Genomic DNA, 12,480 nt, shown 5'->3' on the forward strand with positions numbered 1-12,480 from the left:
GAGCGCGACATCTCGATAAGAGTAGCCTTGACCGTCATTCGGGAAGGGCTCGTGTCAGGTGCGATCGAGGCGGGGAACTCGCAAGGCGAGTGGAAGGGCAAGATCGTTCGAAACGTGAAAGGACGCAGGGACGTGGGTGTCGTTGTTCTTCTCATCAGGAACAACAAGCTTTTCGTCAAAACAGTGGAATGGGAAGATATGAGATGACTATCCAACAGTTTTACCGACCCGGTGAAAAGCTCTCCAAGGAGCCTCTGCATTACCAGGATTGCGGCTTGGATAACATCTATCTGAGCAACGGCTTTTCTGTGGATACAGTTGATGGCGAGGAGTACCTTACGGTCAAGGACATGGACGGGTTGCACCGTGCAATTGGCTTGCACATAGTACTGGAGCGCAAGGCTCCGTCCGGCAAAGAACTGCGCTTTCTGCGCGGCGAGCTTGATATGTCACAGGCCGACTTGGCGAGGGTGTTAGGGGTAACCGACCAAAGCGTAGCTAGATGGGAAAAAGGGCAGTGCGAGGCCAATGGTCCGGCGGTGCTGTCACTACGAATGATCTATCTACTATCACTCCTGCCGCCGAAGGAGCGCGAAGAGGTCATGAATGGCCTCTTGCAAAAATTGGAGCAGCTGTCCGAGCAGGACGAGACCGACGACAGCATCGTGCTGTCTTATTCAGGCGAGCGCTGGCACGATCAATTGGCAGCGTAGAGTCTCATTGAAGCCGCCAGGATTGGCGGCTTCTTCGTTGGCTTTCCTCGAAGATTGAACCAATGCGCACGGCGAACTGCGAACGGCAGGCGCTGCACTTGTAGAGACCATGACGCTCGACGCCGTGGGGGTTCTTTTTGGATGGCTTGGTGCGAACGCCCTTCAGGGAATAGTGGCGATCGACGCTACTGCACTTGGGCAAACCGGGCCGTTCGCCCACAGTTTGGATTCCACATGTTCGAAAGCCTTGGCTTCGTCGTGGAACTCGGGGCGGGACAGAACGGACATGGAAATCCTATGTCCTTACCCCACGTAATCAGATCGGGTCTGTCAACCAGATAATCGCCCTGCGGTAGCGAGGTCGTTCTGGCCGGCACCGAAAGCGCGCATGCCGCCCCAGGCCTCTCTATGGCCAACCTTGTCAAGACAGGTCCTGCCCCGGAAGGGATGAACCGACCGTGCCTGGCTTGATTGATGGTTGGATCGGGTTGGCGGCAAAGATGCGACCGTTGCCGCTTGGTTCGGCGATCTCATGTTCGGGCCAGAACCGGGCCTTGCGATAGGTCAGCGCACCTTTGGTGTAATATCCGACGCCTGGCGTGCGAACCATCAGCGGGGTAGCCTCGGCGCCGAAGTTCAGCTTGAAATGATATCCCGATTTGACCACGAAGAAATCGCATGTGCCAAGGCCAATCCCTTGGCTCGTGAACACGGCCGGGTCATGGCTGAACGCTGCCTTGCTCGTGAGCACGATCATCAGCCGGCCGTCGATCTCGATCACCGCGGTCGGTCCCATGTTGGATTGTTCGCCGCCCTGAAAGGGGCCGGCCAAGGTGAACGCGCCGTCGCTGAGATGAACGACCTTGCCGGAAATCGCGAATGATTCAAAACCCGGTGTGATCCGCCCGCCGACCGCACATGAAATCCTGCCGCCCAGCCCTGCCGCGAAGGCGGCATCGACGCTATGGGGATCCGTGATCGGAATGGCGCCACGCAGGCCATCCTCACGGGCAAGTGCCGCCGCCAGGATGGCCGTGCTATCGCCCGGCGCACCGGCGAGCACGCGGTCGCCCATGTCGGCGACGACGAAAGGCCGGCGATGCGGTTCGAGGGCAACCGTGTCGAGCGCTTCATCAATCGACATCAGGTCGTCACTGAAACGGTCCCGCTTTTCCCAGAAGGCTTTTGCCAGCGTATCTGCCACCTGCTGGCCTTCCTGAGCGGCATCATTGGTCAGTACCACAGCGGCCTGTCCGATGTCCTCGTCGTCGGCATAGCGGAACACATTGAACAACGAGACGTCCCAGATCGCAGCATTTTCCTGCTCGGCGGTGCGCGCCTGATCGTGAATCTCGCGCAGTGGCCCCGCCGCGGTTTCGGCCGCACCGGGCAGGATCATCGCAACCTTGGCCATTGCCGTCACCGGCCGCAGGGAGCCGTCAAGCATCGCCAGCAGACAGGCCGCGACTTTGTGGCCGCATTCGACCACGTCGGAATGCGGGTTTTCCTTGCAGGCGATACAGATGTCGACGGCGGTTAGCATGGCGTCGGTCATATGGGCGTGGAGATCGAGCCCGATACCGATCGGCACCGTCTCGCCCACCGCTTCCCGCAGCGCGGCAAGCAGATCGCCCTCGGCGTCCTCAATCAGGGTGGTTCCCATGGCGCCATGCAGCTCAAGCGCGATGGCGTCAGGTTTGTGCTCGATGGCATCGTTGACCAGACGCTCCTTCACGGCGGTGAAGAAGGCATGATCGACAAGCCCGCTCGGCGGTGCGACCACCGAAATACTGGGAAGGACCCGTGCCCCACCCTTGGCGAGCTGCTGGATGATGCCGGCCAGCGTCGAGCCCGATGAGCTGGCTGCCGCCAGCAGCGCCTGGCCTTCCAGGATTTGAAAGTCGGCAGCAAGCGTCGGCTGCGGATTGAAGCCGTTCGACTCATGCCAGAACCGCCCGACCAGCACGCGCGGTGAGGAATTGTCCATGATAGTCTGTTCTCCATGCTTGCTTGTCATTGGACCCACGCGTTCCAGCGCTCGAGCAAAAGGGCGGCATTGTCGTTGATCCATTTGGCATCTGGTACGACCGCATTGCTGTCCGCCCCGCCCGGCATGTCGGCGCGCGCTTGCGATGACATCAGTTTTACCGCTTCGCTGCTCGGCGGCTTGCACGACAACGCTTCACAGACCTTGGCCTGCGCCGCCGGCGTGCTCAGCCAATAGTCCGCAAGCTTCAGCGCATTTTCGCGATGGGGCGCATTCTTGATCAGGGCAATGCGGTCGCCGACGAGGAACGATGCGGCATGCGACCAGGCGATCGGCAACCCTTCCGCTTTGAGGGCCCTGGCGCGGGTCAACCAGATCTGGCCGATGACATACTCGCGATTGCGAAAGCCTTGCATGCTTTGATCCCCGGTCTTCCACCAGAGCGAGACAGCCGGCCGGATGGTATCGAGCTTGGCCAGGGCGCGGTCGATGTCGAGCGGAAACAGCTTGTCGGGGCTGACCCCGTCGGCCAGCAAGGCCGCAGCCATCACGCGCCAGGGGTCGTTGAAGTCAGGGAACGATCGCCCGCCGGGGAATTTCCGCAGATCCCACATGTCGGCCCAGGTCCGGGGAGCCGCTCCTCCGAAGGCATCCGACCGGTAGGCAAGCAGGGTCGAATTCGACACCAGCCGAACCCCGGCGGCGGTGCAGTCGTCGGGCGCGAGGTCCGTGCGCGTAGCGAACCGCTTGCAGAAGTCCGACAGGTTTTCAGCCGCCTGCATGTGTTGTGCCGAAGCCGTCTGGATTTCGCCCTGCAGATAGAGATCCCAGCTGACATTTCCGGTCTTGACCATGGCCGCCGCCTTGGCCCGCATCTCGGCGTTGGTCGCCGCCACGGTGACAACTTCGATGCCGGTCTTGGCGGTGAAAGGGCCGAACCAGGCCTCACGCAGCGCTTTTTCATAGGCGCCACCGGTCGTCGCGACGATAACCTGTTCGGCGGCGGCCGCGGCATTGATTTGCAAGGCCGCGCACGCTGTCACGACCAAAGCCGATCGGATAGATCTGAGCATTGAACATTCTCCCTGTTGCGTTAGCTTCGATTCTATTGGTGCTGACGCGCGCTTCGAATGAGCGCCATCAGGAGCAGCGACACCCCGGCCAGGATGGTCGAGACCGCGGCAATCACCGGCGTGAGATTGAAATCGATGTCCTCGAACATCTTGCGACTGATGGTCTTTCCCCCTGTATCGGAGATGAAGAAGGCTACCGTTGCTTCGTCAAAGGAGGACAGGAAGGCAAACACCGCGGCGACCGCGATCGAAGGCGCGATGTTTGGCAGCACGACCAGCACAAAGGAACGCGTCCGGCTGGCCCCGCAGCTCAGCGCTGCAAGCTCCAGCGTGAAATCAAACCGTTGCAGCGCCGCAGTCACCGTTATCAGCACATAGGGGACCGCCAGCACGGTGTGGGCGATGAGAAATCCGACAAAATTCCCGGTCAGCTGCAACGGCGCGAAGATGAGATAGAGCGCCACGCCGAAGACGATGTGCGGGACCACCATCGGACCCAGCGACAGTGCCTGCAGGGCCTGTTTTCCCGGCAGGTCGCCACGTACCAGGACCAGGGACGCCAGCGTGCCGACCACCGTGGCGGACAGGCTGGTTGCAAGCGCGATTTTCAGGCTGAACCAGGTCGCCGCCATCCAGTCGGGATCGAGCAGATACTGACGGTACCAATGAAAAGTGAGCTCGCGTGGCGGGAGCTCGATATAGTCGGCCCGGCCAAGTGAGATCGGCAGGATGATGAGGGTCGGCAAGACGAGGTAAAACAAGATCACCGCCAGCACGGCGCCCTTGAGCAAGACAGCCAGCGTCGCCCCGTAAGGTCGATCGATTGCGGTGGCAGGACGCTTGACGCGTGCAGCACCAGGGTTGGCGATATTGGTCTCAATCGACACTTGCGAATCCTTTGGACAGGGAAAAGGCCTTGCGAAAGACCAGCACGATGACAAGCGTTGCGACGAGCAGCGTGGTCGAGAGGGCAGCCGCGAAGGGCCAATCGAGAAGGACGGTCGCCTGCTGGCCGATCAGTGTCGCCACCATCATGGACCCTGATCCGCCGACCAGCGCGGGGGTGATGTAGAAGCCAAGAGCGAGGATGAAACACATGACGCTGCCGGCGAAGACGCCGGGCAGGCTGAGCGGCAAGGTCACGCGCAGGAACGCTGTCGCCGGACCTGCCCCAAGATTGCGTGCGGCAGGGACAAGCTCTCGCGGGATTGACCGAAGCGCCACGAAAATCGGTAGGATCATGAAAGGCAGCAGGACATGGGTCGTGGCCAGGATGACCGCTCCCTCATTGTACAGGAGCTTGACCGGCGCGTTGATAAGCCCAGCCTGCGCCATCAGCGTGTTGACGACGCCATTTCGCTGCAGAAGGACGATCCAGGCGTAGGAGCGGACAAACACCGGCGACCAAAGAGCGATGAAGACGGCCGCCGCGGCAATCGTTGCCAGACGCCGGTTGAGGCTGGCCATGGCCAGTGCCACCGGATAACCGAGCACGAAACTAAGAATGCTGACGAGCAACGCGATGCGGAATGTTCGGGCCATTATGGCCAGATAGATCGGCTGCTCGACGATCTTCCTGTAGGCCGACAGATCAAGCGTCGGCATGAACAGGCTAAGCTTGATCAGCGCTCCTATCGGGTACAGGAAACCAACCGCCAGCAGCAGGAGCAGCGGTGCCGTCAGGGCAAGCGACAAAACCGGCGTGTAGCGGCTCGCGGCGCGTCCGCGTCGGGCGGATCTGAAACCGGCTGGTTTCACGGTTGGCGAAGGCCGCTCCGGACTGGCAAGCAGATCAGCCATGGTCAGGCCTCAGGCGCGGCAAAGACATGGAACGCGTCCCTGGCGGCGTACAAGGTGACGCGCTCGTCGCGTGCGAAAGGTCCGACGTGGGTGGAGGTCGCCAGCTGAGCCTGCACCACCGGCTGGCCAAATGTCGCCAGGCGCAGGAGGTAAAGGCGGAAAGGGCCGACGAAGATTTCCGCCTCGACGGTGCCAGGAAGCGCCAGCGCGCCATCAGTCTTGGCGAAGGACAGGCTTTCGGGCCGCACCGCAAGCCGTACGGCACGGCCGCGCCGCAGCCGATCGGCACCATGCAGGGCAGGCGAGGGGACAGCGAGGGTAAGCGAGGTCGAGACGCGAATGTGGCAGGTGTCGGCATCGTCATGCTGGCATTCGCCATCGATGAAATTCATCTTCCCCACGAACTGGGCGACAAAGGCCGACCGTGGCCGATGGTAGATGTCGCTCGGCGCGCCGACCTGAACCAGCGTGCCTCCCGCCATGACGGCCACCCGATCGGACATGGTCATGGCCTCGTCCTGATCGTGCGTCACATAGACAACGGTCGCCCCGAGCTTGGTCTGAATGCGTTTGATTTCGAGTTGCATGGCCTCGCGCAGGTTCTTGTCCAAGGCCCCCAGCGGTTCGTCCATCAGAAGAACGGGCGGTTCGCCAACCAGGGCGCGCGCCACGGCAACACGCTGCTGTTGACCTCCCGAGAGCTGGCTGGGGTAGCGCTCGTCGAAACCGACGAGCTGCACCAGCTCCATCATCTGTTTCACGCGATCCTTGATCGCCTCGCGCGCCAAACCGCGCATGCGCAGCGGGAAAGCGACGTTCTGAAGCACGGTCATATGGGGAAACAGCGCGTATTTCTGGAACACCATGCCGATGTTGCGCCGGTTCGGCGCCACACCGGTGATGTCGTAACCGCCAATCGCAATCCGGCCAGCACTTGGCGGCTCGAACCCGGCAATCATTGTCAACAGGGTGGACTTTCCCGAGCCCGAAGGTCCCAGCACTGAGACGAATTCGCCAGCGGCGATGTCGAAAGAGACGTTGTCGACAGCGGCGGCGCGGCCAAAGTGCTTGCTGAGGGATTGAAGGGAAAGCGATTGTCCAATCAAGCTAAATGTCTCCCCGAAGATGTGAGCGCGCGAGTTTGCCGCGCCGGCCCGGATTCGCGATTTTCGTCATCAAGCGTTGCACGTGGCTGCCGCGGCTCAACTCGACCATCACAAGGCCTGAAGGAGAGACGCGAGACCCAATTTATGTTATGCAGATGTCACACTGGCTTTACCCAGGCTTCATAATCTAGTTTGATGCAACAAAAATATCACCCTGTCAACGCTGAGACTCTTTGATGATCACCTCGACCCAGTTCGTCGCTGAAGACGACAGGCAGCAACCCCGTCTGGGCGATCGCGTCTACCAACAGATCAAGGAACGACTGATCAGAGGAGCGCATGGACCTGGCGACAAATTAACGGTTCGCGCGCTTGCCGAGGACCTGGGTGTCAGCTCGACGCCCGCACGCGATGCGATCAATCGCCTGGTTCTTGAGGGCGCCCTCGTTTACGCTGGCCCCAAGACGGTTATCGTTCCCTTCCTTGACGCTCAAGCTCTTGAAGAGATTACGCTTATGCGCCTTGCGCTCGAAGGCCTTGCCGCCGAGAAAGCCGCGGCACGGGTGAGCGGCGAGGACATCGATTTGCTCAGGGAGACCCAACTCCGCATCAATGCCGCTCTCGACCAAAGGCGCTACGCGGACGCGCTTTGGAGCAACAAGGAGTTCCATTTCGCCATCTACAGACTATGCGGCATGCCGCACCTGCTGGCGACAATCGAGACCCTATGGCTCCGGATCGGCGCCTCCTTCAACGATCTCTACCCTGAATTCGCCGAAGCCAAATACGGCGTACACAACCATATGGCGGCGATGGAGGGTTTGGCTGAAGGCGACAGCGGCGCCGTTCGCGCCGCCATAGAAAGTGACATTCGGGATGGTTATCGACGCTTGAAACGCGCAGATCGAGAGCGCACGAGCGCTCAAACGCGGCCAGACTGACATTTTATGTTGCGTCAATGCGATTTGTGTGATTTTTGTTGCAACATAATCTTGCAACAGGGAGAGAGCCACAATGATCGCGCAGAACCTGCCGTGGCGGGGGAACCGCCAGGTGTCGGCCGAGCTTTACGACCGTGGGCTCGCCGTCTTTCCAGACGGCACGACGCGGATCACCGTCGAGCGCGACCCGACCCCGCGCTACATCAAGGCAGGGAAAGGAGCCTATCTTGAGGACGTCGACGGCAACCGGCTCCTCGACCTGAACAACAACTTCACCACCCTCATTCACGGACACGCCTTCGGGCCGGTAACCGAAGCGGTTTCATCACAGCTTGCCCGGGGCAGCTGTTTTGCCAACCCGACCGAGCATGAAATCAACCTTGCCGAGCTTTTGATCGATCGCATCCCCTCGATCGAGCGTGTCCGCTTCGTCAACAGCGGCACCGAGGCGGTGATGTTCGCGATCAAGGCGGCTCGGGCGTTCACGGGCAGGCCTGGGGTCGCGCGCATAGAGGGCGCCTTTCACGGTGCCTATGACTGGGCCGAGATAGGCCAGGCCGGGACCCCCGCCAATTGGGGGGCCCCGGAAGATCCGGCCCCGGTCCCGCTCTATGCCGGTGTTCCTTCAAGCGTCGCGGACGATGTGCTGGTCTTGCGGTTCAATGATGTCGAGGGGCTGCAGCGCCTGGAGGACGCCGCCGAGAGATTGTCCTGCGTCCTCATCGACCCGATGCCCAGCCGCGCAGGCTTGATCGCGGCCGTTCCCGACTTCCTGAAGGCGCTGACGGCGATGGCGCGCCGCAACGACATCCTTCTCGTTGCCGACGAAGTGCTCAACCTGCGCCAGGGTTATCACGGCGCCTCGGCGCGATACGGGCTCAAGCCCGACCTTGTCGCCATGGGCAAGATCATCGGCGGCGGCTTTCCAATCGGCGCCATCGGCGGCCGCGAGGACGTCATGCGGGTCTTCGGTACGCAACACGGCAAGGCGAGATTGCCGCAAGGCGGTACGTTCTCCGCCAACGCCGTTTCCATGCTTGCCGGCTACGTCGCGATGCAGGCGTTGACTGAGGACGAATTCGATCGGCTGGATCAGCTGGGCGAGAAAATCAGGACGGGCCTGATCGAAGCGATCAAGCGCCACGGCGCGGCGTTCGCGGTGACCGGCGCGGCCTCGCTGTTCCGGATTCATCCGAAACAAAAACCGCCCCGCGAGTTTCGCGACGCCTTCTGCACCCCCGACGAGGCAGTCCGATCGACTGAACTCCAGCGCCATTTCCTGGCCCACGGCATTCTCCTGCCCGGTGGCGCGGCAGCATCACTGTCGACGGCCATGGGCATGGCGGAAGCAACCATGATCGTCGATTGCTTCGACGATTTTCTCAGCCAAGCCAATCAGCATTGAAGTGGGATACATGTCAGCAGATCTATCCAATACAGTTGCCGGCCGCATAGCGCTTGCCCTCAAACGCCATGACGTCTCCCATATATTTGCCCAGAGCCTGCCATCCGCGGTTATCTTGGCGGCCGAAGCCCTTGGCATCCGGCAGGTCGCTTACCGCCAGGAGAACATGGGCGGCGCGATGGCGGACGGATATGCCCGCCGCTCCGGCAAGGTCGGCGTCGTGGCCGCGCAAAACGGACCGGCGGCCACGCTTCTGGTTCCTCCGCTGGCCGAGGCTCTCAAGGCCAGCATCCCGATCGTCGCGCTCGTTCAGGATGTCGAGCGCAACCAGGCCGATCGCAACGCTTTCCAGGAGCTCGATCATTTGAGCCTGTTTCAATCCTGCACCAAATGGGCGCGCAAGGTCGTGGTGCCCGAGCGCATCGAGGACTATATCGACACAGCATTTGCCGTTGCCGGTTCAGGGCGCCCCGGCCCAACGGTGCTGGTCTTGCCGGCGGACCTGTTGCGGTCGGCCTGGACGGGCACCGACTTCACGCGGACCGCGAACCTCGGACACTGGCCCATCGACCGGTTGCGTCCGTCCGACCAGGATATCGCCGCGGCCGCAAGGCTTTTGAGCACGGCGCGTCTGCCCGTCGTGATCGCGGGCGGTGGTGTGCATGCGAGCGGAGCTTCAGGGGAACTCTCTTTGCTTCAGGACGAATGTGCAATTCCCGTTTTTACGACGTTCATGGGTAAGGGGGCGGTCGATGAGTTTCATGAGCTCTCGGCGGGTGTCCTCGGATCGCTTGTCGGCCCTTCGTCACTCGGCCGTCATTCGCTGGAGCTTCTGAAAGAGGCGGACGTCGTTTTGCTGGTCGGAACCCGAACCAACCAGAACGGCACGGACAGCTGGACCCAGATATCCGCGGACAAGGCCATCATCCACATTGACGTGGATCCGGCGGAAGTGGGGCGCACCTACGAGGCACGGATAAGGCTGGTCGGCGATGCAACTGAGACGTTGCGCGCGTTGCGCGGCGCCCTTTGCCGGACGGACCTTTCCGGCCGCAGCGCCGGCAGGGTCGTGATGGCCAATCGTATCGGTCGTTTCTGGAGTTTGTTTAACGAGGAGCGCCGAATTCGCCTGGAAGGCCGTCAGGGTCCCATCCGCCCCGAACGAGTTATGGTCGAATTGCAGGCGCAGCTAACCCCTGAAACAACCGTCGTTGCCGACGCCAGTTACTCATCGATGTGGGTTTGCGGCCAATTGCGCGCCTTGTCGCCCGGCATGCGTTTCCTGACGCCTCGCGGGCTGGCGGGCCTGGGCTGGGGGATTCCCCTTGCGATTGGGGCCAAGGTGGCGCGACCGGACCATCCTGTCGTCGTGCTGGTCGGCGACGGCGGATTTGCGCACAGCTGGGCAGAGCTTGAGACCATGGTGCGCAGCAATCTTCCGATCACGATCGTCGTGCTCAACAATGGCATTCTCGGCTTTCAACGCGATGCCGAGTCGGTCAAGTTTGGTGCTTATACGAGCGCCTGCCACCTGGGTCCGGTCGATCATGCAATGATCGCCAAGGCCTGCGGCTGTTCGTCGGTCAGACTTGAAGCGGCTGATCAGCTCGCCGATGCCTTGCGGAAAGGTTTGGCGTCAAAATCTCCATTTTTGATCGAAGTCATGACAGATCCTGCCGCCCATCCGCCTTTGTCGCTCTTTGCAACCGTCGACGCAGCAGCATGACAATCCCTGGCAGTCAATCGCAAGTGGCCGTCATCACCGGCGGCACCTCCGGTATAGGGCTGGCCACCGCCCGCCGGCTTCTGGCGCGCGATCACAAGGTTGCGGTGTTCAGCCAGCGAAGCGAAAGCGTAGACGCGGCGCGCGAGGAACTGACCAGGGAATTTGGTCACGAGAGGGTCATTGCCCGATCTGTCGATTTGGCCGTGCCGGCGCAGATCGACGCATTCTTCCGCGACCTTCGCGCGATCTGGGGCCACCCGACCGTGTTGGTCTGCAATGCCGGGGTCTCGCCGAAGGGGCCGGACGGCGCCACCGTCTTTCATGATATCGAATTGGCGGAGTGGAACGAGGTGCTGGCGGTCAATCTGACCGGAGCGATGCTTTGCTGTCAGGCGGTTTGCCCAGCCATGATGGAACGGCGATTTGGACGCATCGTCATGATCGGCTCCGTCGCTTCGCGGACGAGGCCCAAGATTGCAGGCGCAAGCTACGTGGCATCAAAGGCAGCATTGTCGGGTCTGGCAAGGTCGTTGGTAAGCACCTACGCTCCCTACGGCATCACCTCGAATCTGGTCGCTCCCGGGCGCATCGCGACCAATATGGCCGGAGAGCCGGACTCACCCACCAACAGGGCAGCGCTGGCTGCGATTCCGTCAGGCCGGCTCGGCCAGCCTGACGATGTCGCGGCGGTCGTTGAGTTCCTGATCTCTCAGGAAGCAGGATTTGTGAATGGCGCAATTATTGACATCAACGGCGGCGAATTCATCCCGGTCTAGGGTCCAGCCAGGGATGCCGATGCCGAACGCAAGTGAGGCGTAAATGAAACCTGTCGTGGTCTTAAACTCCGTGGACGCCGAGTTCTGCCTCCTCCTTCAGTACATCCTTGAAGCCGAAGGGTACGCCGTTTGTCTTGCCACCAGACCCGACCATGTCCTCCGTCTTGCGCATCATTCCGGGACCCGCGCCATTCTCCTGGATTGCTCCCAGGACGTTCGTGCGATTTGCGAAGGTCTGAAGCAGAACGGCCTCGACGAGCGCGTGCCGATCGCGGCGCTCGTCGGCGCCGACAGCAATTATCACATCGACCTGATCGAAGCAGGAATCGATGAAAGTCTGGTGCGCCCCTTGGCGCCCGCGCGCCTTCTTCACTTTCTGAAAGCGGCTGCTGCCCGTAACTCATCTTATGAAGAGGGCCGGGAACGACAGCTCGACATCAAAGTGAATCCGGCACGCCAGTATGCGTGGTGTAACGGTCAGCAACTCAATCTGGCGCCAATTGGATTCCGGCTGCTCCAGCATTTTGTCCGGTTTCCCGACACCGTGCACAGCCGCCCAACCCTGATCGCCGCCGCATGGCGCGGAACCGGGCGCGTCAACGCACGCACGGTCGACGCCCATATCGCACGCTTGCGACAAGCCCTGCGGTCATCGAGCGGCCACGATGCAATACGAGCCATAAGATCCGAAGGATATATGCTGGAGGCCGGCCGCTATCGCGCCCCGCCCACGGTCGATCCGGTCGCGTGAAACGCCTAGGACTCGCCGGCGCGGTGTTCGAGCTGCCGGATGCGTTCGAAGATCGCTTCGTGATCAAAAAGCGCCGGGCCCCGCTCCTTCCGGCTTCGATCGCGGACGCCAGGGGCGGATCCAGGCGAGGCAGACCTGCATTTGTTTCCGCAAGTTGACGATTACGACGGCAATTCCAACCAACCAAAATACCAAGCGGACT

At 61.4% G+C, this 12,480-nt stretch carries 11 protein-coding genes; 6 read left to right on the plus strand and 5 right to left on the minus strand.

Features of this window, described 5'->3' with window-relative positions; all coding sequences use genetic code 11:
• Nucleotides 1-203: 203 nt before the first annotated feature.
• The gene (locus LB564_RS24590) at nucleotides 204-713 is read left to right on the plus strand and encodes a helix-turn-helix domain-containing protein (RefSeq protein ID WP_224541710.1); all 510 of its coding nucleotides are present in this window, start codon (nucleotides 204-206) and stop codon (nucleotides 711-713) included.
• Between the two features lie 421 nt (nucleotides 714-1,134).
• Here the strand turns inward: LB564_RS24590 and LB564_RS24595 are convergent, their stop codons facing one another.
• The 5 genes from LB564_RS24595 to LB564_RS24615 form a co-directional block, all read right to left on the minus strand.
• Complete coding sequence (locus LB564_RS24595) at nucleotides 1,135-2,784, minus strand: M81 family metallopeptidase (protein ID WP_318012854.1); 1,650 nt, start codon at nucleotides 2,782-2,784, stop codon at nucleotides 1,135-1,137.
• The gene (locus LB564_RS24600; protein WP_224541711.1) at nucleotides 2,727-3,773 is read right to left on the minus strand and encodes an ABC transporter substrate-binding protein; all 1,047 of its coding nucleotides are present in this window, start codon (nucleotides 3,771-3,773) and stop codon (nucleotides 2,727-2,729) included. The genes LB564_RS24595 and LB564_RS24600 overlap by 58 nt, the downstream gene beginning before the upstream one ends.
• A gap of 32 nt (nucleotides 3,774-3,805) precedes the next feature.
• The gene (locus tag LB564_RS24605) at nucleotides 3,806-4,573 is read right to left on the minus strand and encodes an ABC transporter permease (protein ID WP_263491333.1); all 768 of its coding nucleotides are present in this window, start codon (nucleotides 4,571-4,573) and stop codon (nucleotides 3,806-3,808) included.
• Between the two features lie 76 nt (nucleotides 4,574-4,649).
• Nucleotides 4,650-5,573, minus strand: a complete 924-nt coding sequence (locus tag LB564_RS24610) for an ABC transporter permease (protein ID WP_224541713.1) — start codon at nucleotides 5,571-5,573, stop codon at nucleotides 4,650-4,652.
• A 2-nt stretch (nucleotides 5,574-5,575) separates the two neighbouring features.
• A complete protein-coding gene (locus LB564_RS24615) occupies nucleotides 5,576-6,679 on the minus strand; it encodes an ABC transporter ATP-binding protein (RefSeq protein ID WP_140707720.1) in 1,104 nt (367 codons plus the stop codon).
• Nucleotides 6,680-6,915: 236 nt separating this feature from the next.
• On the opposite strand from LB564_RS24615, the gene LB564_RS24620 reads away from it, so the two are divergent.
• The 5 genes from LB564_RS24620 (at nucleotide 6,916) to LB564_RS24640 (ending at nucleotide 12,278) form a co-directional block, all read left to right on the plus strand.
• Entirely contained in the window at nucleotides 6,916-7,620 is a 705-nt protein-coding gene (locus LB564_RS24620) for a GntR family transcriptional regulator (RefSeq protein WP_140707722.1), read from the plus strand.
• 73 nt (nucleotides 7,621-7,693) lie between these two features.
• The gene (locus LB564_RS24625) at nucleotides 7,694-9,025 is read left to right on the plus strand and encodes an aspartate aminotransferase family protein (protein ID WP_140707723.1); all 1,332 of its coding nucleotides are present in this window, start codon (nucleotides 7,694-7,696) and stop codon (nucleotides 9,023-9,025) included.
• A gap of 10 nt (nucleotides 9,026-9,035) precedes the next feature.
• Entirely contained in the window at nucleotides 9,036-10,751 is a 1,716-nt protein-coding gene (locus LB564_RS24630; RefSeq protein ID WP_224541715.1) for an acetolactate synthase catalytic subunit, read from the plus strand.
• A complete protein-coding gene (locus LB564_RS24635) occupies nucleotides 10,748-11,527 on the plus strand; it encodes an SDR family oxidoreductase (protein ID WP_140707727.1) in 780 nt (259 codons plus the stop codon). The genes LB564_RS24630 and LB564_RS24635 overlap by 4 nt, the downstream gene beginning before the upstream one ends.
• A gap of 43 nt (nucleotides 11,528-11,570) precedes the next feature.
• On the plus strand, nucleotides 11,571-12,278 hold the full coding sequence (locus LB564_RS24640) for a response regulator transcription factor (RefSeq protein ID WP_224541717.1): 708 nt from the start codon (nucleotides 11,571-11,573) through the stop codon (nucleotides 12,276-12,278).
• Nucleotides 12,279-12,480: the final 202 nt, after the last annotated feature.

It is taken from the genome of Mesorhizobium sp. ES1-6 (assembly GCF_020164775.1).
Lineage (GTDB): Bacteria > Pseudomonadota > Alphaproteobacteria > Rhizobiales > Rhizobiaceae > Mesorhizobium.